This is a genomic window from Bradyrhizobium sp. UFLA05-109 (assembly GCF_054185165.1).
The window spans coordinates 23,676-49,731 of record NZ_JBBIAR010000026.1 but is presented as its reverse complement, the minus strand read 5'-3'; the positions used below and the strand labels follow the sequence as shown (position 1 = coordinate 49,731).

Annotated in this window: 24 protein-coding genes; 18 read left to right on the top strand and 6 right to left on the bottom strand. The window is 64.1% G+C overall.

Going from position 1 to position 26,056, the window contains the following annotated elements; genetic code table 11:
* The first annotated feature begins 84 nt into the window (after window positions 1-84).
* From Q3C01_RS20210 to Q3C01_RS20170, 9 genes are all read left to right on the top strand, one after another.
* Window positions 85-1,551, top strand: a complete 1,467-nt coding sequence (locus Q3C01_RS20210; protein WP_458147063.1) for an NAD(P)/FAD-dependent oxidoreductase — start codon at window positions 85-87, stop codon at window positions 1,549-1,551.
* 97 nt (window positions 1,552-1,648) lie between these two features.
* Entirely contained in the window at window positions 1,649-2,161 is a 513-nt protein-coding gene (gene msrB / locus Q3C01_RS20205) for a peptide-methionine (R)-S-oxide reductase MsrB (protein WP_458147062.1), read from the top strand.
* A gap of 179 nt (window positions 2,162-2,340) precedes the next feature.
* A complete protein-coding gene (locus Q3C01_RS20200; protein ID WP_458147061.1) occupies window positions 2,341-4,119 on the top strand; it encodes a flagellar hook protein FlgE in 1,779 nt (592 codons plus the stop codon).
* 38 nt (window positions 4,120-4,157) lie between these two features.
* Entirely contained in the window at window positions 4,158-6,026 is a 1,869-nt protein-coding gene (flgK, locus tag Q3C01_RS20195) for a flagellar hook-associated protein FlgK (protein ID WP_458147060.1), read from the top strand.
* Window positions 6,027-6,046: 20 nt separating this feature from the next.
* Window positions 6,047-7,948, top strand: coding sequence for a flagellar protein (locus Q3C01_RS20190; protein WP_458147059.1), 1,902 nt, complete (start codon window positions 6,047-6,049; stop codon window positions 7,946-7,948).
* Window positions 7,949-8,019: 71 nt separating this feature from the next.
* Window positions 8,020-8,802, top strand: coding sequence for a hypothetical protein (locus Q3C01_RS20185; RefSeq protein ID WP_458147058.1), 783 nt, complete (start codon window positions 8,020-8,022; stop codon window positions 8,800-8,802).
* 9 nt (window positions 8,803-8,811) lie between these two features.
* The gene (locus Q3C01_RS20180) at window positions 8,812-10,392 is read left to right on the top strand and encodes a hypothetical protein (protein WP_458147057.1); all 1,581 of its coding nucleotides are present in this window, start codon (window positions 8,812-8,814) and stop codon (window positions 10,390-10,392) included.
* Between the two features lies 1 nt (window position 10,393).
* Window positions 10,394-11,647, top strand: coding sequence for an ATP-grasp domain-containing protein (locus tag Q3C01_RS20175; protein WP_458147056.1), 1,254 nt, complete (start codon window positions 10,394-10,396; stop codon window positions 11,645-11,647).
* Window positions 11,644-13,146, top strand: a complete 1,503-nt coding sequence (locus Q3C01_RS20170; protein ID WP_458147055.1) for a pyridoxal phosphate-dependent decarboxylase family protein — start codon at window positions 11,644-11,646, stop codon at window positions 13,144-13,146. Before Q3C01_RS20175 ends, Q3C01_RS20170 begins: the two co-directional genes overlap by 4 nt.
* Before the next feature lie 76 nt (window positions 13,147-13,222).
* Here Q3C01_RS20170 and flbT read toward each other — a convergent pair whose 3' ends face one another.
* On the bottom strand, window positions 13,223-13,660 hold the full coding sequence (flbT, locus tag Q3C01_RS20165) for a flagellar biosynthesis repressor FlbT (protein WP_458147054.1): 438 nt from the start codon (window positions 13,658-13,660) through the stop codon (window positions 13,223-13,225).
* Window positions 13,661-13,986: 326 nt separating this feature from the next.
* Here flbT and Q3C01_RS20160 point away from each other — a divergent pair, with 326 nt between their 5' ends.
* From Q3C01_RS20160 to Q3C01_RS20145, 4 genes are all read left to right on the top strand, one after another.
* Window positions 13,987-15,591, top strand: a complete 1,605-nt coding sequence (locus tag Q3C01_RS20160) for a flagellin N-terminal helical domain-containing protein (protein ID WP_458147053.1) — start codon at window positions 13,987-13,989, stop codon at window positions 15,589-15,591.
* A gap of 247 nt (window positions 15,592-15,838) precedes the next feature.
* Entirely contained in the window at window positions 15,839-17,449 is a 1,611-nt protein-coding gene (locus Q3C01_RS20155) for a flagellin N-terminal helical domain-containing protein (protein ID WP_458147052.1), read from the top strand.
* A 291-nt stretch (window positions 17,450-17,740) separates the two neighbouring features.
* Entirely contained in the window at window positions 17,741-18,109 is a 369-nt protein-coding gene (gene flaF / locus Q3C01_RS20150; protein WP_458147051.1) for a flagellar biosynthesis regulator FlaF, read from the top strand.
* A 9-nt stretch (window positions 18,110-18,118) separates the two neighbouring features.
* Complete coding sequence (locus Q3C01_RS20145; RefSeq protein ID WP_458147050.1) at window positions 18,119-18,484, top strand: hypothetical protein; 366 nt, start codon at window positions 18,119-18,121, stop codon at window positions 18,482-18,484.
* Here Q3C01_RS20145 and Q3C01_RS20140 read toward each other — a convergent pair.
* The 4 genes from Q3C01_RS20140 to Q3C01_RS20125 form a co-directional block, all read right to left on the bottom strand.
* Window positions 18,481-18,843, bottom strand: coding sequence for a hypothetical protein (locus tag Q3C01_RS20140; protein WP_458147049.1), 363 nt, complete (start codon window positions 18,841-18,843; stop codon window positions 18,481-18,483). The two genes, Q3C01_RS20145 and Q3C01_RS20140, sit on opposite strands and share 4 nt — an antisense overlap.
* Before the next feature lie 153 nt (window positions 18,844-18,996).
* On the bottom strand, window positions 18,997-19,512 hold the full coding sequence (locus tag Q3C01_RS20135) for a hypothetical protein (RefSeq protein ID WP_458147048.1): 516 nt from the start codon (window positions 19,510-19,512) through the stop codon (window positions 18,997-18,999).
* Window positions 19,513-19,524: 12 nt separating this feature from the next.
* A complete protein-coding gene (flgJ, locus tag Q3C01_RS20130; protein ID WP_458147047.1) occupies window positions 19,525-19,890 on the bottom strand; it encodes a flagellar assembly peptidoglycan hydrolase FlgJ in 366 nt (121 codons plus the stop codon).
* Window positions 19,890-21,014 carry a flagellar basal body P-ring protein FlgI gene (locus tag Q3C01_RS20125; RefSeq protein WP_458147046.1) on the bottom strand — a complete coding sequence of 375 codons (1,125 nt, stop codon included), beginning with the start codon at window positions 21,012-21,014 and terminating at the stop codon, window positions 19,890-19,892. The genes flgJ and Q3C01_RS20125 overlap by 1 nt, the downstream gene beginning before the upstream one ends.
* A 270-nt stretch (window positions 21,015-21,284) precedes the next feature.
* Here Q3C01_RS20125 and Q3C01_RS20120 point away from each other — a divergent pair, with 270 nt between their 5' ends.
* On the top strand, window positions 21,285-21,698 hold the full coding sequence (locus tag Q3C01_RS20120; protein ID WP_458147045.1) for a flagellar assembly protein FliX: 414 nt from the start codon (window positions 21,285-21,287) through the stop codon (window positions 21,696-21,698).
* A 188-nt stretch (window positions 21,699-21,886) separates the two neighbouring features.
* Here the strand turns inward: Q3C01_RS20120 and Q3C01_RS20115 are convergent, their stop codons facing one another.
* Complete coding sequence (locus tag Q3C01_RS20115; RefSeq protein ID WP_027526331.1) at window positions 21,887-22,258, bottom strand: winged helix-turn-helix transcriptional regulator; 372 nt, start codon at window positions 22,256-22,258, stop codon at window positions 21,887-21,889.
* Window positions 22,259-22,387: 129 nt separating this feature from the next.
* Between Q3C01_RS20115 and Q3C01_RS20110 the strand changes: the two genes are divergently transcribed.
* The 4 genes from Q3C01_RS20110 to Q3C01_RS20095 all read left to right on the top strand — a co-directional run bounded on the left by Q3C01_RS20110 (window position 22,388) and on the right by Q3C01_RS20095 (window position 26,041).
* Entirely contained in the window at window positions 22,388-22,999 is a 612-nt protein-coding gene (locus Q3C01_RS20110; RefSeq protein WP_458147044.1) for an NAD(P)-dependent oxidoreductase, read from the top strand.
* Window positions 23,000-23,213: 214 nt separating this feature from the next.
* Complete coding sequence (dksA, locus tag Q3C01_RS20105; protein ID WP_085966600.1) at window positions 23,214-23,579, top strand: RNA polymerase-binding protein DksA; 366 nt, start codon at window positions 23,214-23,216, stop codon at window positions 23,577-23,579.
* Window positions 23,580-23,826: 247 nt separating this feature from the next.
* Entirely contained in the window at window positions 23,827-24,636 is an 810-nt protein-coding gene (locus Q3C01_RS20100) for a phytanoyl-CoA dioxygenase family protein (RefSeq protein WP_458147043.1), read from the top strand.
* Between the two features lie 376 nt (window positions 24,637-25,012).
* Window positions 25,013-26,041 (top strand): SDR family oxidoreductase, encoded by a 1,029-nt coding sequence (locus Q3C01_RS20095; protein ID WP_458147042.1) that lies wholly within the window; start codon window positions 25,013-25,015, stop codon window positions 26,039-26,041.
* Window positions 26,042-26,056 lie beyond the last annotated feature (15 nt).

Below are 26,056 nucleotides of genomic sequence, written 5' to 3'. Positions count from 1 at the left end.
TCTCGAATCATCATGGTCGTAATTAATGTACAGGCTCCGGGGGACAAGGTGACAAGCGCCTGACCGGTGCCTTAAGAAAACGACATGAGCGAGACTTACACAAGAGCGTGCCCCCAGGAAGAAGCCGGCTTTCGCGAGCGCGAGCGGCTGTCGTTCGATCTCGACGCCGACATTTGCGTGATCGGCGCCGGACTTGCCGGGCTCACGATCGCGCTGGAGGCGTCTAGGCTCGGCGCCAGCGTCGCAGTGCTGGAGGGCCGGCATGTCGGCTGGAACGCCTCCGGCAACCAGCTCGGCACCGTGATGCCGGGCTTTGCGCTGCCGCCCGCCGACCTGATCGAGCGCGTCGGTTTCGAGGACGCGCGCGAGCTCTGGGCGCTGTCGAAGGAGGGCGCCGAGTTCGTGCGCGCCAACGCCACCGAACAGACGATGCCGGGGATCGACGTGAGCGACGGGGTGCTCGAGGTCTCCAATGTCGATGCTGGCGACCGGCTGATCAGCCGGCTGCAGATGTTGAACGAGGATTTCGATATCGAGGCTGAAGGCTGGCAGGCCAACCGCGTGCGCGCGGTGCTCAAGACCGATCGCTATTTCCACGGCATCTATTATCCGAGGGCGTTCCAGGTGGACGGCCGGAAATATGTCCACGGGCTCGCGGCCTTGGCCCGGCGGGCGGGCGCGCGCATCTTCGAGGACACGCCGGTCGTCAGTATCGATCATTCCGGCATCCGCAAGCGCATCGTGACGCCGTCGGCGCGGATGCGCGCCACGCACATCGTGCTCGCCGGCAACATCCATCTCGGCACGCCGCTGAAGCGCCTGTCGGACACGCTGCTGCCGGTCTGGCGCTATGCCGGAATCACCGCACCGCTCGGCGAGCGCCTCTCCGAGATCCTCGCCTTCGAGGGATCGGTGATGGATACCGACGGGCTCGATCATTTCCGCGTCGTCGATGGCGACCGCTTGATATGGGAAAGCCCGGAGACGACCTGGGCCGCGAACCCGCAACGCTTCGCCGGCGCCATCAAGCGCCGGATCCGCACGATCTTTCCAGATTTCGGCGAGGTCGAGATCGCCGAGATGTTTGGCGGGGCCACTGGCCAGACCGTGCATGGCATGCCGCAGATCGGGCAGCTCCGCAAAGGCCTGTGGGTGGCGAGCGGCTTTGGCCGCCAGGGCATGAACACCTCGGCCATGGCTGGACAGCTCATCGTTCGCAGCATCCTTCGGGGCGACGAGCGCTGGCGCCTGTTCTCGCCGTTCGAGCTGGTCTGGGCAGGCGGGATAACGGGGCGGGCCGCCGGCCAGGTGATCGGGCTCTGGGGCAGGGCGACCTCAGCCGCCGCCGGCTCGCTCGCCCGTTACCGCGAGCGGGTGCGGGTCAAGGAGAGTGAGCGTGAGGCGAAGCTGGCTGCGGCCAACCGCGCCGCCGGAACCGGGCCGCGGCGCCCGCCGCCCGGGGCGGTGCGCCCGGTCCGGCCGGCGCCGCGGTCGGAACCGGTTCCGCATGCCGAGGAAGCCGTGCCAGAAGAGCAGGGCGTCTCGCAATAATTTGAGAAAAAACTCCGCCTGACTGTGTAACGTTGCGCGTTGAAGCCCGTATCTCAGCGCGTGGACAGGTGAAAAGTCCCCTCGCACGGAGAAAGAGATGTTTGACCGCCGCATCCTGTTGACGTCCGTCGCCGGCCTGTTCGGCCTGACGGCGTTCCGCTGGCTGAGAGCGACCCCGGCCAAGGCTGGAGAGAAGGCCGCGGAGAAATTCGAGATCGAGAAGACGGAGGCCGAGTGGCGCGCCCAGCTCACGCCTCAGCAGTACGAGATTTTGCGCAACCAAGGCACCGAGCGGCCCGGCTCAAGTCCGCTTCTGAAGGAGCATCGCAAGGGCGTCTTCGCTTGCGCCGGCTGCGACCTGCCGCTGTTCGCTTCCGACACCAAGTTCGAGAGCGGCACCGGCTGGCCGAGCTTCTACCAGCCGATCGAGGGTAACGTCGGCAAGACCGAGGATCGGACCTACGGCATGGTTCGCACAGAGGTGCACTGCCGCCGCTGCGGCGGCCATCTCGGCCACGTCTTCGACGACGGTCCGAAGCCCACCGGATTGCGCTACTGCATCGACGGTTTCGGGCTGGTCTTCCACCCCGCGGCGGCGTCCGCGACGTAAGGGTTGCGCCCGGCAATTGTTGCCGGCCCGGCAATTGTGCCCCGGTCTCTCGGCCGGGGCATGTCTATTTAAGTCATTGATTTCCTGAGAATACCCGCATTGGCATAGGCCTTGCGAAGTCTCCTCCGATTGCGGCCATGGGTCGGCCGGCCGCCGAGATCGGATTTGGAGACAAAGTTATGGGTATCTTCGATGCAATGAACACCTCGGTGGGTGGCCTGCAGGCGCAGTCCTACGCGCTTCAGAACATTTCCGGCAATATCGCGAACTCCTCCACCACCGGGTACAAGGGCATCGGAACCAGCTTCGAGGATCTCATTCCCGACGCCTCGGTGCCGAGCAAGCAGGTCGCCGGCGGCGTCACCGCGCATGCACAGGCGACCATCACCACCCAGGGCACGATCTCGTCCTCCAGCGTCGCCACCAACATGGCGATCACCGGCGACGGCTTCTTCTCGGTGCAGAAGGCGACTGGTGTCGTCGACAACGTGCCGGTGTTCGACGGCGTCAACTACTACACCCGCCGCGGCGACTTCCAGGTCAACGCCAACGGTAATCTCGTCAACGGCGCCGGCTACTACCTGATGGGCGTTGCGGTCGACCCGAAGACCGGTAACGCGCTCGGCAACGTGCCGACGGTGCTGCAATTCCAGAACAACTTCGTCCCGGCACAGGCGACCACCTCAATCCAATACGCGGCGAACCTGCCGACCCAGCCGAATACGGTGGCGAGCTCGACGGCGACGAGCGGCTCCCTCGTGGCCTATGGTGGCCTCAATCCGTCCGACTTCGCGTCGAGCCCGTTGCCCTATGCCGATAACACGATCGCCGGCACGGCCGTCAACAACAAGGCTGCTGCTGCCATCACCTCCGCGACGAAGCTGTCGGGCGCCGCGGGTAGCGACTCCTTGACGACGGACTTCGCCGCTGGCGACACCATCGTGGTCGACGGCACCACGATCAACATTACCGCGGCCGGCACGGGCCTGCAGGATTCGACCCATGTCCGCGCGGACGATACCGTCGGCGATCTGCTCTCGGCAATCGGCGGGGTCACCGGCGTGGCACCGACAATCAGCGGCGGCGCCATCACGCTTCACACCGGTGCCATGCAGGACCTCAGCATCACGAGTGCGTCGTCCGCCTTTTCCGCGCTCGGTTTCACGAGCCCGGTATCGCAGGCCCGCGCCACCGGCAGCAGCGCCGTGACCAGCAACGACCTTTCGACCTTCACCAAGGAGTCCATCAGCGGTGGCGCGGTGACCGCGTACAATGCTTCCGGTACGCCGGTGAACCTGCAATTGCGATGGGCCAAAGTCGACAGCGCCTCACTCGGCCAAGGGCACTCCGATACCTGGAACCTGTTCTATCAGTCGGACGCCAGTGCGACCGGCACGCAAACGGCCTGGGTCAACATCGGCACCAATTTCACCTTTGCTAGCGACGGCTCGCTCACCTCGCCGAGCGGTTCGGGCATCACCATCCCCAACGTCACCGTCGACCACCAGCAGCTCGGCTCGGTCGCCTTCAACATCTCCTCGGGCGGGTTGACGCAATATGCAAGCACCAGCGGCGCCGTCACCATCAACACCATCACGCAGAACGGCTACGCCGCCGGCCAGCTCCGCTCAGTCGCCGTCAACAACAACGGCATCGTGGTCGGCACCTTCTCCAACGGCCAGAACCTCGATCTCGCTGCGGTGACGCTGTCACACTTCAACGGCACCAACTACCTGAAGGCGATGGACGGCGGCGCCTACGCGGTGACCGACCAGTCGGGCCCGGCGATCGACGGTGCTTCCGGCACCATCAGCGGCTCGTCGCTGGAGGGGTCGAACACCGACATCGCCGACGAGTTCACCAAGCTGATCGTGACCCAGCAGGCCTATTCGGCCAACACCAAGGTCATCACGACGGCGAACTCGATGGTGCAGGATCTCCTGAACGTGTTGCGCTGATCAGCGCAGACGCAGCGTAACCAGAGGCGGGCAGTAGCATGGGTTTGAGTTCATCCCTCGCCAGCGCAATGAGCGGCCTGCGTGCCAACCAGGCCGCGCTTTCGATCGTCTCCTCGAACGTCGCCAATTCGCAGACGCCAGGTTACGTCGCCCAGTCGCCGAACCAGATCGAGGTCACCACCGGCAACTTCGGCTCGACGGTGATGACGACCGGCGTCAGCCGCGATCTCGATACCTACGTGCAGGGGCAGCTCCGCACCGAGACCGGCGGCGGCGGCTATGCCGACCAGATGGCCAACATCCTGAAGCAGCTTCAGAATGTCTACGGCAACCCCGGCGGCAGCGGCACGCTCGAAACCGCGCTCAACGATTTCACGAGCTCGTTGCAGGCATTGTCGACGAGCGCGGGCTCGTCGTCGGCGCAGACCGTCGCGGTTGCCGCGGCGCAGTCGCTGGCGCAGCAGCTCAATCTCACGACCAAGGGCATCCAGTCGCTGCGCAGCAATGCCGAGCAGGATCTCGGCACCTCGGCGCAGCAGGCCAACGCGGCGATGCAGCAGATCGCCGACATCAATACCAAGTTGCAAGGCCTGAGCTCGAACGATCCGTCGGCGGCGACGCTGATGGATCAACGCGACCAGGCGATCAACACGTTGTCGAAATATGTCGACGTCCGCGTCGTCACCGACGGCTCCAACCAAGCGAACGTCTACACCAACACCGGCATCCAGCTCGTCGGCGCGGGCCTCGCCTCGAAGTTCACCTTCACGTCCGCAGGCGCGCTGACGGCGAACTCGCTCTACGACAGCAATCCGGCCAAATCCGGCGTGGGCGCGTTCAACATCTCGCTGCCGAACGGCTCGTCGATCGACGTCGTCGCCAACAACGTGGTGTCGTCGGGGCAGATCGCCGCCGACCTCAAGCTGCGCGACCAGACGCTGGTGCAGGCGCAGACCCAGGTCGACCAGCTCGCAGCGACGATGGCGAGCGCGATGTCCGACAAGACGACGGCAGGCACGGCCGTCACCGGCCCTCCGTCCGGCTTCACGGTCGACATTTCCAATACGGCACCTGGCAATTCGGTCAATTTGACCTATACCGATACCGCGACCAACACCCAGCGCCAGATCACGATCGTCAATGTGACCGATCCGGCGGCGCTGCCGTTGCAAAACGCCACCAATGCCAATCCCCTGAAAGTTGGCGTTGACTTCTCAGCGCCGATGGCCTCGATCCTATCCACGCTCAACACCGCGCTCGCCGGCAGCGCGCATCTGTCGTTTTCCGGCTCCGGCACGACGCTCCAGATCACGGACGACGGCACCGGTTCGAGCACGGTCAATTCCGCCTCTGTGACCAAGACGATCTCGTCGCTTCAGTCCGGCAACGCGCAAATGCCATTGTTCACCGACGGCAGCGCGCTCTACACCGGCGCGATCACCTCGTCGGGGTCGCAGATGACCGGGCTCGCCGGGCGCATCGGGGTGAACGCGGCGGTAGTGACCGACCCGAGCAAGCTCTCGGTCTACAGCACTTCGCCGGTGACGCCTGCGGGCGACACCACGCGCTCGGACTTCCTCTACACGCAGCTCACCAGCTCGGTGTTCTCCTACTCGCCAACGACGGGGCTGGGCTCGTCGAGCCAGCAGTTCACCGGCACGGTCTCGAGCTATCTACAGCAGTTTCTGAGCATCCAGAGCAACGCCTCGACCCAGGCGACGGCGTTGCAGCAGGGCCAGAGCGTCGTTGTCTCGACGCTCCAGGCAAAGTTCAACTCGACATCCAGCGTCAACATCGACTCGGAGATGTCGAACCTGATCCAGCTCCAGAATGCCTACGCCGCCAATGCCCACGTGATGTCGGTGGTGCAAAGCATGATGAACACGTTGCTCCAGGCTCAAACGTAACCAGTGTAGGGCTCTGAAAGATGTCGATCGCCAGCATCAATTACTCCTCGTCGGTTCTCGGCGCGCAGATCCGCAACATCAATCAGCAGCTCACAGACCTGTCGACGCAGCTCTCGACCGGCAAGCTGTCGCAGAACTATTCCGGCATGGGGACCAACGAAGGCTTCGCGATCGCCTCGCGGGCGCAGCTTTCGAACATCGCCGCCTATACCGACACGATCACCAACGTCAACGTCAGCATCAACCTCGCCAACACCGCGCTCCAGTCGCTGACGACGATCCGCAATACGGTGCAGACGGGCTCCGCCAGCACCGCCCAGGATCTCAACGTCAACGGACAGACCATTGCGCAGAACACTGCCGCCGCCCAGTTCGCCTCGATGGTCGGCGTCCTCAACACGCAGTCGGGCAGCCGCTACCTGTTCTCCGGAACCGCCTTCAACACGCAGTCGGTCGCCGACGCCGGCACCATCATCAACGGCACCACGACGCAGGCTGGCCTGAAGACCGTCATGGCGGAGCGTCAGGCCGCTGACCTCGGCGCCAACGGCATGGGCCGGCTGGTGCAGTCGCAGCCGACGCCGAGCTCGGTGAAGGTATCGGAGGATGTCGCGGGATCGCCGTTCGGCTTGAAGATCGCCGCGGTCTCCTCGACACTGACGGGCGCGACGGTCACGGGTCCGAGCGGTTCGCCGGTGTCGTTCTCGGTCGATCTCAACGGCGTTAACCCGAACGACGGCGACAAGCTGAGCGTTCAGTTCACGCTGCCGGACGGTTCGACCGAGCAGATCGACCTGACAGCGTCCAGCGCGACGCCGACGCCAGCCGGGAGCTTTGCGATCGACGCAAGCACCCCCGTCAATCCAAACAACACGGCGTCGAATCTCAACACCGCGCTGAATACCGCGATCCAGAAGCTTGCCAACACCTCGCTGGTGGCGGCGTCCGCCGTGGTCGCCGGCGACAATTTCTTCAACACCGCGAGCTCGGCGACGGGAACGGCGGCAGTCTCCAATCAGGCCGCGCCGCCGGCTTCGACCACTGCCACGGGCGCGACGGCGCTGTCCGGCACGGCTCCCTCGGACTCGATCTCACCCGGCTTCTCCGTCGGCGATTCCATCACCGTCAACGGGACCACGCTCAGCTTCGTCGCCTCGGGCGCGACCGGCAATCAGCTCAACGTCACCGACAGCATCCAGACCCTGCTCAGCAAGATCGATTCGATCACGGGCACCTCGACGCCGTCGACCATCCATGGCGGCGTAATCACGATCAACACCGACGATGCGGCGAGCCTGAACATCTCGGGCTCGACTCCGGGCGCCACGGCCGCGCTGAACACGCTGGGGTTCAGCTCGTCCCCGATTACGGCGACGCAGCCGCCGCTGCGCGTCGGCTCGTCGCCGGCGAGCTCGGCGACGACGCTGGTGAACGGCTCGGCCACTACCGTGAAATGGTATCAGGGCAATGACGGGCCCGGCTCGGCGCGCTCGACCGCGGTGGCGCGAGTCGACGATTCCGTCACGGTGCAATACGGCGCGCAGGCCGACGAGGATGCGATCCGCAGCCAGTTGCAGGCGATTGCCGTGTTCGGCACGTTCTCGACCTCGCCGACCGGGCAATATTCCGGGGCGCAGGTTGCAGCGCTGAGCCAGCGCACAACGCAGGCGCTGACGCCGCAGCCCGGGCAACAGAAGATCGAGGACATCCAGACCGATATTGCGATGGCCCAGAATACGATGAAGGACGCGACCACGCGTCAGACCCAGGCCAAGGCGCAGCTTCAGACCATCATCGACCAGGCGGAGTCGGCGTCTCCCGACCAGGTCGCGAGCGAGATCCTGGCGCTCCAGAACGCGCTCCAGGCGTCCTACCAGACCACCGCGAACCTGGCGCAGCTCTCGCTCGTCAAGTTCCTGTAAGGGAGCGTTAAGGCTCCATTAACCATGCCTGTTTACCTCTTGGTGAGGATTTAGGGCGCGCGGGGCCGTTGATGTCGGATCGGATGCAGCTTGTGGTGGCAACGCCGTGCTTCGGCGGGCAGGTGTCGAGCATCTATGCCAGCTCGATCTTCGCGCTCCAACGCGCCGTGCACGGCATGTCCAATCTCGAGCTCAAGGTGCTCTTGCGTGACGGCGACGCGCTGATCACCCGCGCGCGGGCCAATCTGGTCGCGATGTTCCTCGACGATCCCAAGGCAACGCATTTCCTGTTCGTGGACGCCGACATCGGCTTTGCGCCCGAGCAGGTGTTCCGGCTGATCGAGTGCGGGGCCGACGTCGTCGCCGGCTGCTATCCGATCAAGCGCGTCAACTGGGACAAGGCCAAGCGGGCGATCCAGGCCGGCAGGGCCGACCTGCCGGCGGCTTCGCTCGACTACGTACTCGAGATCGAGGATCCCGACCGCATCGTCGTCGTCAACGGATTTACCCGCGTGCGCTATGCGGGCACCGGCTTCCTGATGATCCGCCGTCACGTGCTGGAGGCGATGTGCCGGCATCCGAACTACGTGGGCCTGCAATTTTTCCGCGAGCATTCGCACGACACGCTGGCTGCGAGCCAGAACCGGTTCGCGCTGTTTGAATGCATGATCGACTCGGCAACCGGCACCTATCTTTCCGAAGACTTCGCCTTCTGCAAGCGCTGGACCGATATCGGCGGCGAGATCTGGGCCGACATCCAGAGCTCGCTCGACCATGTCGGGCCGTCAGTGTTCCACGGCGACATCACCTCGCAGTTCGCGACGGCACCCGCCGCCGCAGCAGACGCCGCGTGAGCTTTCCGGATGAGCGTCGGCGTACCCCGACTGCGAGCTGAGGACGGCCCGCGATACGGGCTGCGCGACCTCTTCACGCCGCTGGAGACGCTGCTCGCCTCCGGTGGCGACCAGCGCCTGGCGCTCGACCCGCGTGACGGACTCAACGCCTATGCTTGCGCGCCGCATCCGACGCCAGAGACCTGGAATTTCGCATCCTCGACCGCATCCTCGATCTCGCAAGCGGCCTATGAGCGCGCCGCGCTCGCGCGCGAGGAGCTCGTGCACAAATCGCTGTTCGACGAGGTGGAGATCGCCTTCGACGCCCGCCTCGAGGACATGCGCGATGAACTGCGCACCCATCTCCAGCTCTCGCCGCGGGTGGATGTCGTGTTCTCGCCCTCCGGCACCGATGCGCAGCTTCACGCGCTGTTCCTGGCGCGCGCCGCGCTCGGCGCGTCGCCGGTCACCATCGTCGTCGGCTCCGACCAAACGGGAAGCGGAACGGCGTTCACCGCGCGCGGGCGCCATTTCAGCTCTGTGACGGCGAGCGGTGTGTCGGTCCGCAAGGACAGTCCGGTCGCAGGACTCGGCGGCCACAGTATTGGGCTGCCGCTGGTGGCTGAGATGGACGCCGACTCGGCGGTGCTCCGCGCAATCGAGACCACGCTCGCACAAGGCGCGCCCGTGCTTCTCCAGATCATGGACTCCTCGAAGCTCGGCTGGCGGGCGCCGAGCGAGGCCTGTCTCGACGAGATTGCAAGACGCTGGCCGGGCAGGGTTCAGATCGCGGTCGATGCCTGCCAGATGCGGCTGGGGCGGCGACGGCTGCGCTTCTATCTCGATCGTGGCTACATGGTACTGGTCACCGGCTCGAAATTCTTCGGCGGACCGGCCTTCAGCGGCGCGCTGCTGGTGCCCAAGGGATTTGCGCGCGCGCTCGGGCGCTTGAACGAGATTGCGCCGGGCTTCCTCAATTACGCCAGCTGCTTCGACTGGCCGAAGGGCTGGAGCGGCTTGCGGTCACGTTTCGAGCGCCGGCCGAATTTCGGTCAGTGGCTGCGCTGGGAGGCGGCACTGGCAGAAATCGCCAGCTACTACGCGCTGCCCGGTGCGTTCCGCGCCAAGGCGCTGAGCGATCTCAGGGCCGGCATCGACGACATGATCGCCTTGACGCCCTCGCTCGGCGCGTTCGCGTCCAGCGCGCGCCGGAGCGGCGTGGACGACGAGGAGTTCGTCCACGACACGATTTTTCCCGTCATGCTCCTGCGCGATGGCCGGCCGGTGTCGATCGCCGACACCAACGCGGTGTATCGCGCGCTCGCGCGCGACCTGAACGACGACGTCTCCGGCGGTGCCGCGCACGGGCAGGTGGCCGCGCAGCGTTGTCTCGTCGGCCAGCCAGTGCGGCTGGAGCGGCCTGACGGCACGCAAGCCGCGCTGCTGCGGCTCTGCATCGGCGCGCAGCTCGTGACCGGCACCTGGTCGGCGGACGCGGCGCAAGCGCAAAGAAATCTCCAGCAGGTCCTCGATTGTCTCACCAACGTGCTGGTGAAGATCGAGCTGCTACTCGGCCGCACGAACAGTGCGGCATCCGCATCCGGAGCCTGAAATGCAGTCTGAAGATTCGCATCCGTTCGGCGTGAGCGCGCCGGAAGTCGCCGATCGTATCGGCTTTGCCCGGTTGACCTACGAGGCGTTCGTCGGCGTCGATCTGCGGCCGCTGCGCGATCAGCTCGTGAGCAAGATCGCCGACGGCACCGTGCAGGCCGGCGAGGGGCTCGACCTGTCGCTGATCGCGCAACTTCTCGGTGACAAGGAGGCGGGTCTTGCGATCCAGGCCGAGGTGCTCGCCTTCCATCAATTGTTCCGGTCGCCTTGCGCCGTTGCAAAGCCCACGCTGCGCGTGCTCGCGCTTGCGGCGGCTATCGACATGGGCGGCAACACCCCGATCGAATTCCTGCTCGAAAGCTCGGACATCGAGCTGTTGACGCTCTACGTCGTCAACGGCGTCGGCCTGCCGGAGCCGCTGCCAGATCACGACGTTGCCATCGTCGTCGCATCCGATTCCGAGGAATGTCGCGAGGCGCTCGCGGCGATCGAAAATGCCTCCTCGCGCTGGCCACGGCCGCTGCTCAATCGCCCGGATCGCATCGCAAATCTCGATCGCGACAAGCTGCATCGCCTCCTCGCTGGCACGGCTGGCCTCGACATTCCTGCGACGGTCTGCGCGACGCGCGCGCAATTGTCGGATTTGTCGCAAGCGCGGATCCGGTGCGCGGACGTCACGAGCGAATTGCACTTCCCGATGATCGTGCGGCCGCGCGGCACGCATGCGGGTGTGGGACTCGCGAAGGTCGATGATGCCGCGGCGCTTGCGGATTATCTGGCCGCGCGGCAGGAGCAGGAATTCTTCGTCGCGCGCTTCGTCGACTATTCCAGCGCCGACGGACTGTTCCGTAAATATCGTCTCGCCATCGTCGACGGCAAGCCTTACGCCTGTCACATGGCGATCGCAGATCGCTGGGACATCTGGTATCTCAACGCTTACATGGCCTTCAGCGAAGAGAAGCGCGCGGAGGAGGCGGCCTTCATGCGCGATTTCGATGCGGCCTTCGCGAGCCGTCATCATGCGGCGCTCGACGAGATGATCAAGCGCGTCGGGCTCGACTATTTCACCATCGATTGCGCGGAGAACAAGAGCGGCGAGCTCCTGATCTTCGAGGCCGACAATACGGCCGTGGTGCACAACATGGATTCGCCGGACGTGTTCCCGTACAAGCAGCCGCAGATGCGCAAGATCTTTGCCGCGTTCACGGCGATGTTGTCGCGTCATGCGAAGACGGGTCTGGGGAGCGCGGCGTGAACGAGATCGTCCGTGAGAATATCCAGAGTGCGCTCACGACCACCTCGCTCGATCCGCAGGATTGGAGCGAGCTCCGCGCGCTGGCTCACCGTATGCTGGACGAAACCATCGACTCCATCGCCAATGTGCGCGAGCGGCCGGTGTGGCAGCCCGCGCCGGACCGTGTTCGCGCTCAACTGAGAGCCGATGTGCCGCGTGCATCGACCGATCTCGGCGAGGTCTATCGCGAATTCTCGGACGTGATCGCTCCTTACGCGACCGGCAACGTCCATCCCGGTTTCATGGGTTGGGTGCATGGCGGCGGAACCGCGGTCGGTGTGCTCGCGGAGATGCTGGCCGCCGGGCTGAACGCCAATCTCGGTGGCCGCGACCACATGCCGATCGAAGTCGAGCGGCAGATCACCGCATGGATGCGCGAGCTGTTCGACTTTCCGCAAGGTGCGAGCGGCATCTTCGTCACGGGGACGTCGATGGCGAACCTGATGGCGGTGCTGGTTGCCCGCACGAGCGCGCTGGGTACGCTTGCGCGTCAGCACGGCATCGGAAATGGCGGCGCGCTGCTCACCGCCTATACCTCGAAGGCTGCGCATGGCTGTATCGCGAAGGCGATGGACATGGCTGGGCTCGGCACCGATGCGCTGCGCCAGATCGATGTCGATGCCGAGCATCGCATCGACATCGCCGCGCTGCGCGCACAGCTCGCCGTCGACCGCGCGGTCGGCTTCAAGCCTTTCCTCGTCGTTGCGTCGGCCGGCACCGTCGATATCGGCGCCATCGATGATCTCGTCGATCTCGCCCGACTGTGCCGCGAGGAGGGGATCTGGTTCCACGTCGACGGTGCGTTCGGTGCGCTGGCGATTCTTTCGCCTGAGCTTGCGCCGCGCCTTGCCGGCATCGAGCTTGCGGATTCCATCGCGCTCGATTTCCACAAATGGGGGCAGGTGCCTTATGACGCCGGCTTCCTGATGGTCCGCGACGGTGAGAAGCATCGGCAGGCTTTTGCGCAGCCTGCGGCGTACTTGCGCCGCGAGGCGAGGGGGCTCGCTGCTGGTTCGCACTGGCCGTGTGATTTCGGTCCCGATCTGTCGCGCGGCTTCCGCGCACTGAAGACCTGGTTTACGCTGAAGACCTTCGGCACCGACAGGCTGGGCGCCATGATCGCGCGCACCTGCGCGCTCGCCAAATATCTGGAGGCGCGGATCATCGCCGAGCCTCGGCTCGAACTCCTGGCACCCGTCAATCTCAACATCGTCTGCTTCCGCTATCGTGCCGACGACGAGGTCAATCGCGAGATCGTTGCCGACATCCAGCTATCAGGCATTGCCGCGCCCTCGAGCACGACGCTGGACGGCAAGTTTGCGATCCGCGCAGCGATCGTCAATCACCGCACGGATGTGGCTGACGTCGATGCGCTGGTTGCCGCGGTGCTGGATTTCGGCGCGCAGCGATCGGGCGATGGCCTGATCGAGATCGACGCGCCGCCGCTCGCGGCGCCGTAATCCTCCACGAGCGTCTGCAAACGAAATCGCCCCGGACCAGGTCCGGGACGATTTCGTCTTGAGATCCGCGAGGCGTTTATGCTGCCGAGTTGACGTCGGCCTTGACCTCGGTCTTGGGATGTGTGGCTTCGAACTGCTCCCGCAGCTTGTCCTCATAGGCGATCAGCTTGCGGGCATCCTTGAGCGCGCGATAGAGATCGCCGCTCATGATGTTGTTGTTGATGCCCTCGATGATCGGCCAGGCGCTCGGCACGGCGGTGACGATGTCGCGCACCAGGTTGAAATAGGTGCCGTGCTGGCTCTGCGGATCCGGCGAGATGTACATGAGCTGCACCGCCAGATAGACGAGCCTCGCCGGCGTGTTGGCGGTCTCGGGCGTGAGGATGTCGCGCTCGCGCAGGATCGGCACATTCTCGCCGTCGATCAAAAGGCGAGCGCGCTGGTCGGTATTGGTGATCACGCAGTTGCCGACGATGATGCGTTCGTGCGGTCTGAGCTCGACTTTGAGAGCCATGCCTGTTCTCCATCAACGCTTTTGTAAATGAGCGACTGGCGCGCCCAGTCAATGACGGCTGTCGGCTCTGGTTGGGCCTAATCCTTGCTGAATGTGGTTAACGCGTCGTAAACGCCGGCGGACGTGGCCGAAAAGCCAATAATTTCAATCGGCTGCGGCCGGCACGCGCCTGGCTTGAACCGTTGCGGGAGGCCGTTTCCGCTCGACGCGGACAAAAGCGGGGGTTCCATTTCACGGATTGTTAGAAGCTTGGACGCACCGTCCGCCGGTCGTTTGATCAATCTCGGTCAAACAGGACGCGTAGCTACTACCAGAAAGGTAACAGTATGTCCGGTATCGTTCTCTCCGCATCGGTTCGTCAGAACCTGCTCTCCCTCCAGTCCACCGCCGACCTCCTCGCCACCACCCAGTCCCGTCTGTCGACTGGCCGGAAGGTGAACTCGGCTCTCGACAATCCGACCAACTTCTTCACCGCCCAGGGCCTCGACAACCGCGCCAGCGACATCGGCAACCTGCTCGATGGCATTGGCAACGGCGTCCAGGTGCTGCAGGCCGCCAACACCGGCATCACCTCGCTGCAGAAGCTGGTCGACAGCGCCAAGTCGATCGCAAACCAGGTGCTGCAGAGCCCGACGGGTTATTCGACCAAGTCGACTTTCACCTCGACCGCCATCACCGGCGCGACCGCCAGCAACCTGCTGGGCACGGGCTACACCAACGCTACTTCCACCCCCGGCACCACCGTTCAAAACAACCTGTCCACCCCGGCGGACATCACGGCTGCTACCCAGTTGGTCTCCGCAACCAACTCCGACACGCTGGCAGCCACGTTTACCAACGGTTCGTCCCTGACCGTCGATGGTAAGACCATCACGTTCGACACCTCCAAGACCACCTCCACGACCGACAGCGCCGGCAACGTCACCATCGGCATCGGTACGGGCAGCACCTTGACGGTGGGAACGGTGCTCAGCGCGATCGACAGCATCACTGGCACCGCGACGGCTTCGACCGTCAACGGCAGTGGTCAGCTCGTGCTCTCGACCGGCACGACGCAGGATCTGGTGCTCGGAGGCACAGCCTCTGTCCTTACCGCGCTCGGCCTCACCGCCGGCACCACCGCGCGCACCCCGCCCGCCATCTCGGGCCAGTCGCTGACGATCCAGGCGACCGGCGGCGGTACTGCTACCACCGTCACCTTCGGCACCGGCTCCGGCCAGGTCTCGACGCTGAACGGGCTCAATGCGGCGCTGGCGTCCAACAACCTGCAGGCCTCGATCGACTCCACCGGCGTGATCTCCATCACGACCACGAACGACGCGGCGTCCTCGACGATCGGCGCGCTCAGCGGCACGGCCATTACCAGCGCTGGTCCGTTCCACAGCGCCACCGTGGCGGCTCCGGTCGCCGATCCGACCTCGCAGGCCCAGCGTGCAAGCCTGGTTGCGCAGTACAACAACGTGCTCGCGCAGATCGACACCACGGCGCAGGACGCGTCCTTCAACGGCGTCAACCTGTTGAATGGCGATACGCTGAAGCTGACGTTCAACGAAACCGGCAAGTCGACGCTGAGCATCACCGGTGTTACCTTCAACACCGGCGGCCTCGGTCTGTCGACCCTGGCCTCGGGCACCGACTTCCTGGACAATGCTTCGGCAAACAAGGCGCTGACCGTGCTCAATGCGGCCAGCAGCACGCTGCGCTCGGAGGCATCGACGCTGGGTTCGAACCTGTCGGTCGTGCAGATCCGCCAGGACTTCAACAAGAACCTGATCGACGTCCTGCAGACCGGTTCGTCCAACCTGACGCTGGCCGACACCAACGAGGAAGCGGCCAACAGCCAGGCGCTGTCGACCCGCCAGTCGATCGCGGTCTCGGCGCTGTCGCTGGCCAACCAGTCGCAGCAGAGCGTGTTGCAGCTTCTGCGCTGATACGCGGCGAAAATCGCCAGCCAAAACATCGCGGCGGGGCATTTGCCCCGCCGCTTTTTTTTCGTCTCGCGATACCACTGCTTGGCCAGGGGCGGGGCGTGGGATTAACCAATCGTTAACCTTGCGGCTTAAGCCGCCATTAACCTTAATTTAAAGGACAGCCCCTAAAACTGGACAAAAGCCAATTCTCCAGATCGGCGAGCCCCGATTCGTACCCGGTTTCGCGTCTCAACAGGAAGATCCGCCAATGTCCAACATCGTTCTTTCGGCATCAGTTCGCCAGAACCTGTTGTCGCTCCAGTCGACGGCAGACCTGCTCGCGACGACGCAGGAGCGCCTTGCGACCGGAAAGAAGGTGAATACCGCGCTCGACAACCCCACCAACTTCTTCACTGCCCAGGGGCTCGACAACCGCGCCAGCGACATCAGCAATCTCCTCGACGGCATCAGCAACGGCGTTCAGGTGCTGCAGGCGGCCAACACCGGCATCACCTCGCTGCAGAAGCTGGTCGACAGCGCCAAGTCGATCGCGAGCCAGGTGCTGCAGAGCCCGACAGGCTATTCGCCCAAATCCAACGTCACGTCGGCTGCGATCACCGGTGCAACCCCCAACAACCTGCTCGGCACGGCCTACACCAACAACACGGCCACCGGCGGCACGGTCACCAATGACAACACCACCGCTGCGGCCAACATCACCGCGGCGACCAAGCTGGTCGGTACCGCCGGCGCGGGCTCCGACGACCTCGGTACCGCAATCACCAATGGCTCGGTCCTGACCATCGACAACAAGACCATCACCTTCTCGACCTCGCAGACCAGCTCAACCACCGATTCCTTTGGCAACGTCACCATCGGTATCGGCGCTGGCAGCAACCTGACGGTGCAGACCGTGCTGTCCGCGATCGACAGCATCACCGGCGCCGCGACGGCCTCGACCGTCAACGGTAGCGGTCAGCTTGTGCTGAGCACCGGCACGACGCAGGATCTGACGATCTCCGGCTCAGGCAACGTGCTCACGGCGCTCGGCCTCAGCGCCGGCACCACCACCCGCATCCCGCCCCCGCTGAGCGGCGAGACGCTGACGATCGGTGCAACCGGTGGCGGCACCCCGACCAGCATCACCTTCGGCACCGGCACCGGGCAGATCTCGACGCTCAATCAGCTCAATGCGGCGCTGGCGGCGAACAACCTGCAGGCAACGATCGACACGACGGGCCACCTCAACATCGTGAGTTCCAACGATGCGGCTTCCTCGACGATCGGCACGATCGGCGGCACGGCTGCGGCGAGCGGTCAGCCCTTCTATGGCCTGGTCGCGCCGGCCCCTGTCGCCGATCCGGATTCGCAGGCCACTCGTGCGAATCTGATCTCGCAGTACAACAACGTGCTGGCACAGATCAACACGACCGCGCAGGACTCCTCCTACAATGGTGTGAACCTGCTGAATGGCGACACGCTGAAGCTCGTGTTCAACGAAACCGGAAGATCCACGCTGACCATTCAGGGCGTAACGTTCAACTATGCCGGTCTCAGCCTTGCGCCACTGACCCAGAGCGTCGATTTCCTCGACACCAATTCGGCGAACGCCGTCCTTACGTCGCTCAATTCGGCCAGTACGACACTTCGTGCAGAAGCATCGACGCTCGGTTCGAATTTGTCGATCGTGCAGATTCGCCAGGATTTCAGCAAGAACCTGATCAACGTGCTGCAGACCGGTTCCTCCAGCCTGACTCTCGCCGATACGAACGAGGAGGCAGCGAACAGTCAGGCGCTGTCGACGCGGCAGTCGATCGCGGTCTCCGCGTTGTCGCTGGCCAACCAGTCGCAGCAGAGCGTGCTGCAATTGCTCAAGTAGTCTCGGAGCTCACGGGCCTAGTTCGAGATATCGCGGCGAGGCTGGTGCCTCGCCGTTCTATTTGAATGAGATCGCTAAGACTCGATTAGCTGAGATCGATGTATGACACGTGCTGTCATTTACAGCGCATGCACTCGCATTTAGCTTTGACGTGAGGGAAGAATCCGCGACCCGTACTTGTCCGGAGTGCTTCCACACTCTCACGTAAGCAAATCTTAAGCGGTGCTGCCTAGGGTTGGGAAACAAATCCTTAAGCCTGTTCAACGGGCTAGGAAGCCTCCAGGGTGATCAATGTCGAATTCTGCTGCTTCGGCCTACGCGCGTGTCGCCACGACCACTGCATCTCCTCGCGATATCGAGGCGCAGACGCTGCTGAAGGCCGCGAACAAGCTGCAGGACGCGATCAATAGCGCCGATCCGCTCAGCGAGCAGACGATGCAGGCGCTGATGTTCAACCGCAAGCTCTGGACGATTTTCCTCAGCGAGGCGATGCGCGACACCAATCCGCAGCCGCTCGATGTGCGGCAGAAGATTGCCAACATCAGCGTGTTCGTGCTGAGCCAGACCGCAGCGTTGCAGGCCAGCCCGCAGTTCGATCACTTCCGTCCGCTGATAGAGATCAACCGTAACATCGCCGCGGGTCTGTCCGGCCGGTCGTAGGAGGTTCTCGTGGCCGACGTGATGAGCATCCTGTCGAGCTCGTATAAATCGGCCGGCATGTCGGTTCCGAGCAAGACCAAGTACGTTGCGGTTGACGCGACGCTCTACCAGGGCACCTGGTCCGGCACATATTCCGACGGCAAGAAGTTCTCGCTCACCATCTCGGAAGTCAGTGGATTCCGCGCACAGGTCAGGTATCAGAGCGGCGGCACGTCGCAATATCAGCAGGTCCTGATCAAGGACTCTTCGTTTCGCTTCGGCAATACGAAGTTCACGCTGACCGGTTCCGGCAAGGCGCAGATCAAGAACGTCGTCACCGATCCCGTGACGGGCTCGAGCTATCTCGACACGGCGCAGGCCACGCTGAGCACCTAGGCGCTGCGGTCGGTCGAGATCGGACGCGGGAGCTCGGATTTGCTCAGATCGAGGGCGTGGAAATAGGCGCGACGGCGCAGCATCGCGTCGTCGGGAAATTGCGTCACCACCGCGTCTGTCTTTTCATTGACGACCTGAAAGACGAACGAAGCCGCGGCCTGGTTGAATACGACCTGGCGCGAGACGTTCTCATTGCCCTGCAAATCATTGCGCGCGGCCGCGCTCGCATCGCTTGCGGCGACCGTCTGGCTTGCCGGCAAATCGGTTTGCACGGCGTCGTTCGCCGCCGTGCTCGACGCCGATATGGGCAACGTAGCGGCCGGTATCCCCACCGGCCTGATACTGAAATCTGTACTCACGGCAGCCTCCTGGCCTTGCCCCCGAGTCAAATCCCACCCCGTCCAATCGCGCAACTATGGGGAACTACTATTAAAGGTCCGGTTACGGAACATGGCTAACGGCGCACCTGATTCGCGGCGCGCATTTTCATCAAATCGGCCCTATCGGGATTCTCAGAGCGAGCGGCTGACCGAGAGTGGCGTGATGTGGCGCGGGCCTGGTGTCGCGCGCCGGCCGGCGGCAGTGTAGGTGTTCGGCACGTTGCGCTTCTGGATCTCGGCGTTGACGCCGCGGATCACGCTTTCCGACACCGCGTGTGCGGTTGCGAGCACGGTGAGGTTGACCTGAAGCATCGCGCGGAAGGCGTCGTGATGGCGATGCAGCGTCGAGAGTAGTTCGGGCGCGGATTTCGCAAGCTGGGTCTGGTTCGCCTTGAGCTGGCTTACGGCGCCGACGTAGCGGCGGGACAATTCCTGCTTCTTCGATTCAAATGCCAGCGCCTCGCGCAGGCGGCCGGCACGCACCAGCTCGGTCTCCCGTTCGATCAGCCCGAGCAACGCGCTCATCGCGTCCATCAGGTCCTCGGCGAGCTTGCGGGCATCGGCGCTGCCCGGTGCGCTCGCGCTGCCGGGTGCCGCGGCAGCGCGAGGGGCGGGCACCGGCTGACGTGACGCGTTGAAATGGTTCATGTCGTTTGGACCTTATGCCGTGCGGACGGTTTTCGCCTGCTGTAGGATGAGGGTGCGGTAGACTTCGCTGGCCACGCCGACACCGCCGGCATTGGCGAAATTCTTCGCGTACTGCTCGGTCAGCATCGAGCGCCACACGCCGGTGCCGACGGTGTCGCCGAACGGACCTTCGCCCTTCAGACCCGACGTCATCTGCGAGAACATCGCGTTGAGGAACATGCCCTCGAAGTCGGTCGCGGTCTTCTGAGCCTTGGCCTGCTGCTGCGGCGAGACCTTCTGCAGGGCGCTGGCGAGCTCGAAGTCGGGACGGCCGTTGCGGCTCTGCACCGAGAAGGCTGAGGAGGCGATGGCGGGCGTGCTGATCGTGCCGGCCTGCATCACATCACCTCGATGTCGGCTTCGATCGCGCCGGCGGCCTTGATCGCCTGGAGGATACTGATGAGGTCGCGCGGACCGATACCGAGGCCGTTGAGGCCGTCGACGAGCTGCTGGAGCGAGACGCCGTCCTTGACGACCGCGAACTTCTTGCCGTCCTCGGTGACGCTGACGCCGGTGCGTGGGGTAACCACGGTGCGGCCGCGCGACAGCGGATTGGGCTGGCTCACCTGCGGGCTCTCGGAGATCGTGACCGTGAGATTGCCCTGCGCGACAGCGACTGTGGCGACACGGACGTCGCGGCCCATCACGATGATGCCGCTTCGTTCGTCGATGATGATCTTGGCGGCGAGATCGGGATCGACCTGAAGCTGCTCGATCTCGGTGAGGAAGGCGACGACGTTGCCCTTGAACTCCGGCGGGATCGAGAGCTGCACTGTGGAGGGATCAATCGGTTCGGCGCTCTTGACACCGAGATAGTCGTTGATGGCGGCCGCGATGCGCTTTGACGTGGTGAAGTCGGCGTTGCGCAATGCCAGCCGCACGTTCGGCAACCGGTTTAGAGCGAACTCGATCTCGCGCTCGATGATGGCGCCGTTGGCGATGCGCCCGACCGTCGGCACGCCGCGGACGATTTTTGCAGCTTCGCCCTCGGCCTGGAAGCCGGAGATCGCGAGCGAGCCCTGGGCGACTGCATAGACGTTGCCGTCGGCACCGAGCAGCGGGGTGACGAGCAGTGTGCCGCCCTGCAAGTTCTTGGCATCGCCGAGCGCGGATACCGTGACGTCCATGCGCGTGCCCTGCGTCGCGAAGGCCGGCAGATTGCCGGTCACCATGACGGCGGCGACGTTGCCGGTGCGAATGGTGGCGCCGCGGATGTTGACGCCCATGCGTTCCAGCATGGCCTGCAGCGACTGCTTGGTGAAAGGGATGTTGTTGAGGGTGTCGCCGGTGCCGTTGAGGCCGACGACGAGGCCGTAGCCGATGAGCTGGTTCTGCCGGACACCTTCGATATTGGCGAGGTCCTTGATGCGCGAGGTCGCGCTTGCAGGCGCGGCCGTGAGCGCCAGCGCTGACAGCGCGGCACATGCCACTCCCAATAACTTTGCCCAACGCACGCCTGGCATCCTCTGCTCCCCGAGGCTCCTTTAGATCCCGGACCTGTTCGACACTCCCATGACGAGCTGGTCCGAACCTCTCTATGCGAGCGTCGTGCCAGCGTGGTGCGGTGAACCTAGATGGTTGAATAGGTTGATTAAACTGCGCGTCATCAGCGCCAGCCGGCGTTCGCCTTACGGAGCGAAACTGCCGCCTGTCGGCAGATTTTGCCGGGCTGTTTACGCCTCATTAACCATAATGCGGCGAAGCTGCCGTCATCGACCACGCGGATTCCTTCGATGCGCATCTACGGACCGAACGGCACCACGCTTGGAGCGCCCGCCAGCCAGGCCAGACGGACGAGCTCCGGCACCTTCGTGCTGCCCGACACCTCTTCGACGCAGGAGACCAAGTCCGCATCCGCGCCGAAGGCAGCCGCCAACATCGATGCGCTGCTCGCGCTGCAGGGCATCGAGGAGGACCCGGTCGAGCGGCGCAAGCGCTCGGTCGCCCGCGGCAAGACCGCACTCGACGTGCTCGACGATCTCAAGATGGGATTGTTGTCGGGCAATCTCGACGCCTCGACGGTTATGCGCCTGCGCGATGCGGCAGCAAACCTCAAATCGTCCTCCGGTGATCCCGGCCTTGATGCCGTGCTCTCCGAGATCGAGCTGCGCGTCGAGGTTGAGCTTGCCAAGGCAGGGCAGGGCTGACGGGTTATCGTCAGTTAGTTATCCGTCACCCTGAGGTGCCGAAGCGAAGCGGAGGCCTCGAAGGGCGACGGCCCGGTTGTTCCCGCAAGGGCATCGAGCACGCTGATCCATCTCAGCCGTTCATCCTTCGAGGCTCCCAGCGCGGTACTGCGCACCGCGCTACTCGCACCTCAGGATGACGGGTCTTCTTACGCCGCTTCCTGCTTCTGCTGCGCATCGTAGCGGCGCTGTGCGGCGAGGACGTCCTTCAGGTTCTGCTCGGCCCAGTCGCGCAAGGGATCGACGGCGGCAGCGAGCGTCAGCCCGAGCTGCGTGATCGAATACTCAACCGTCACCGGAACGGTTGCGATGGCGCGGCGCTTGATCAATCCGTCGCGTTCGAGTGATTTGAGAACCTGGCTCAACATCTTCTGCGAAATGCCTTCAATCGTCCGGCGCAACTGATTGAAACGCATCGCGTCCTCGCGCAGCAGCAACAGGATCAGCACCGCCCATTTGTCGCCGACACGATCGAGGATCTGGCGTGTCGGGCAATTGGCTGCGTAGACGTCGGGCTTCATGTCTCCGTTCCTCGCGATCTGTTCCGGTTACCCCTGCGTAAGCAGGTAAGCCAAAAGTGCTCTCTTAACACCAGCATTCTTTGCGATATCTAGTTTCCACTAGTTACCACAGAAGCAAAGGAGCCTTCCATGAAAATCGCAGTCGCTGGCGCCTCGGGCCGGGCCGGTTCGGAGATCACCAAGGAACTGTCCCGCCGCGGCCATGCCGTCACCGCCATCGCCCGGAACCCGGAGAAGATCGCTCATCTGCCGAACGTCACCCCCACCAAGGGCGACGTGCTCGACCAGGCCGGCCTCGCCAAGCTCTGGGCCGGGCATGGCGTCGCGATCAGTTCCGTCCACTTCCTCGCCAGCGACGCGCACAAGCTGATCGGCGCTGCCAAGGACTCGAAGGTTGGTCGCTACCTTGTGGTCGGCGGTGCCGGCAGTCTCGAAGTCGCCCCCGGCGTGAAACTGGTCACAACTCCCGGTTTTCCCGCCCAATACAAGGCCGAAGCGGAGAAGGGTTCCGCATTCCTCGACCTGCTGCGGCAGGAAAAGGAGCTGAATTGGACCTTCATCTCGCCCTCGGCCCTGTTCGTAGAGGGTGAGCGGACCAGCAAGTTCCGGCTTGGGACCGATCAGCTTCTCGCAGATGCGAGCGGAAAGAGCTGGATCACCTTCGCCGACTACGCCATTGCACTCGCCGACGAGATCGAGCGGCCTTCGCATCTGCGGAAGCGTTTCACGGTCGGCTATTAAGTGGATAACCGCCCCCAAGCGCTTGCCGATAAAGCTGCCGGTGCAAGGACTTGGGGGCGGTAACGCCAACATCAGGGAAATATTGTCTGTCACAAGAGGCCGCTATATAAGCCCGGCTCAACGGACCCTGTCCGTCGCGAGTCGTTGCTAAAAAAAGAATAGGCCGCCCTTGGAAAAGTTGAAAAATTACCGACCGACCGAAAAAGAGCCTTTCATGAACGACCGGCAGAAGGAGTACTTCCGTTTGAAGCTCCTCGCCTGGAAGGATGAGATCCTCAAAGAGTCCAAGCTCACCCTGCAAGCCCTGCAGGAGGAGAACGTGAACCACCCCGATCTCGCCGATCGGGCTTCGTCCGAAACCGACCGTGCCATCGAACTCCGCGCCCGCGACCGCCAGCGCAAGTTGATCGCCAAGATCGATGCAGCGCTTCAGCGTATCGAGGACAACACCTACGGCTATTGCGAAGAGACCGGCGAGCCGATCTCGTTGAAGCGGCTGGAAGCCCGCCCGATCGCAACGCTGTCGGTGGAAGCGCAGGAGCGCCACGAGAAGCGCGAGAAGGTCTATCGCGACGAATAGGCCGTAAGGCCAAAGGCGCCCGCCGCTTGAATGCCGCGGATCCCGCGCGTAGATTCGCGCCGCCATGATGATTTGTTCTCTCAACATCGCATCGGTCTTCTTCCTGGGCTGATCCCGCTTCCACGCGGAAGCGCTGATCGACCCTGCGGGCTGCCGTCCGCGGGATTCCAGTGAACCGAATGAGCCGGCCGGGTTCCGCACGCACGATGCGGACCAAGGACGTCTGACGACAGCTTGAGCGTCAATCATGACCGATCGAGACGACGCGCCTGCGCTCAGCAGCGTGCAAATTCAGCAATTCATCGAACAGGGCTTTGTCAGGATCGACAACGCCTTTCCGCGCGAGCTTGCCGAGCAGGGCCGTGTCATCTTGTGGCGCGATCTGCCCTGCAGCGAGCACGACCCGTCGACCTGGACACGCCCGGTGATCCGGCTGTCCGGCTATGGCAATCCGCCGTTCCCGGAAATCGCCAACACGCCGGTGCTGCATCGCGCGTTCGACCAGCTGGTCGGTGCGGGCCGCTGGCGTCCGCGCAAGGATATCGGCGGCACTTTCGCGGTGCGCTTCCCGCATCCCGACGATCCCGGTGATGCCGGCTGGCATATCGATCTCAGCTTCCCCGGTGAGGACTGCGACCCCAACGAGCGGCACGATCATTCGGCCTGGCGAGCCAACATTGTCTCGCGCGGCAGAGCTCTGTTGATGCTGTTCTTGTTCTCCGATGTCGGCGAGGATGACGCGCCGACCCGGATCCGCGTCGGCTCGCACTTCCCGATGGCGCGCTATCTGGCGCCGGCAGGCGAGGCGGGGCGGTCGCGCATGGTGCTGGATGAGATGGGCGCCGATTGCGAGATTGCACTCGCTACCGGCGAGGCGGGCACGGTCTATCTCTGCCATCCCTTCCTGGTGCATGCGGCGCAGCAGCATCGTGGAACAACGCCGCGCTTCATGGCACAGCCCGATCTGCCTCCGGCCGAGCCGTACCGGCTCGAACGCGCGGACGGTGACTATTCGCCGGTCGAGATTGCAATCCGCATCGCGCTCGGACGCGCGTGATACAAGCGGTATTGTTTGCTCATGCTGTCGTGGCGCGCGTTCGCGCGCCACGACTATATTGGGCGGCAACGCCGTTCACCGCGAACGGGAAAACTGAATCGCAATCAAGGGGCTAGGCTCAACTCCTTCATGCTTACGTGAGCTCGCATGAGAAACAGCCTTCACTTCAGGTGAGATGTTTTTGCGAGTCGGGGCAACGGGATCGACTCGACTTCTAAAGATGCGACCGGCGGCTCGAAGTGTCGCTTTCGTCCGGCATCCTACGTGAGCGCGAGGCGCGCGCGGCCATAAAGCCTGGGCCGGCTCAACAACTCCATAAATGCTGCGGCAAGGTTCGGTGGACAAATTTGCCGACCCGCGACAGAAGGAGTGCGACATGAGCACTGTTCTGGTCACGGGCGGATCGGGTTTCGTCGGCATCCATACCGTCCTGCAATTGCTGGCTGCCGGTCACGACGTGCGGACCACGGTCCGCCGACCGGACCGGCAGGCCGATGTGCTGGCGATGCTGCGCGAGGGCGGTGTCGATCCGGCCGAGCGGATCGCCTTCTTTATCGCCGACTTGACCGGGGACGAGGGCTGGCGCCAAGCGGTCGCAGGCTGCGACTTCGTCCTGCATGTGGCTTCGCCGCTCTCGACCAGTGTCCCCAAGGACGAGAACGAGATGATCATCCCGGCCCGCGACGGCACGCTGCGGGTGCTGCGTGCCGCGCGCGAGGCGGGCGTGAAGCGCGTGGTCATCACCTCGTCGCTGGGCGCGATCGGCTACGGCCATCCGCCGCGCACCACGCCATTCGACGAGACCGATTGGACCAATCTCGACGGCGACGACGTCCAGCCCTACGTCAAATCCAAGGCGTTGGCCGAGCGGGCGGCCTGGGATTTCGTCGCCCGCGAAGGAGGCGGCCTTGAGCTTGCCGTCGTCAATCCCGCCGGCATTTTCGGTCCGGTGCTCGGGCCGGATTTCTCTGGCTCGATCGAGATCGTCAAAATGCTCCTCAACGGCGCCATGCCGGCGGTGCCGCGGATTTATTTCGGCCTGGTCGACGTCCGGGACGTCGTCGACCTTCATTTGCGAGCGATGACCGCGCCCGAGGCCAAGGGCGAGCGCTTCATCGCGGTCGCAGGCGAGACGCTGTCGCTGCTCGACATCGCCAACGTGCTGCGGCGGGAGCTGGGGCCAGCGGCGCGACGGGTTCCACGCCTCCAGGCGCCGGACTGGCTGGTGCGCCTCGCCGCGACCGGTGTTCCCGTGCTGCGTTACACCTTGCCGATGCTGGGCAAGGTGCGGCGATCGACCAGCGCCAAGGCGGCGCGGCTGCTGGGTTGGCAGGCGCGCACCAACGACGAGGCGATCCTGAGCTCGGCCGAGAGTCTGATCCGGCTTGGCCTCGTCAAGGCGTGAGAGGCCGGGCGCACC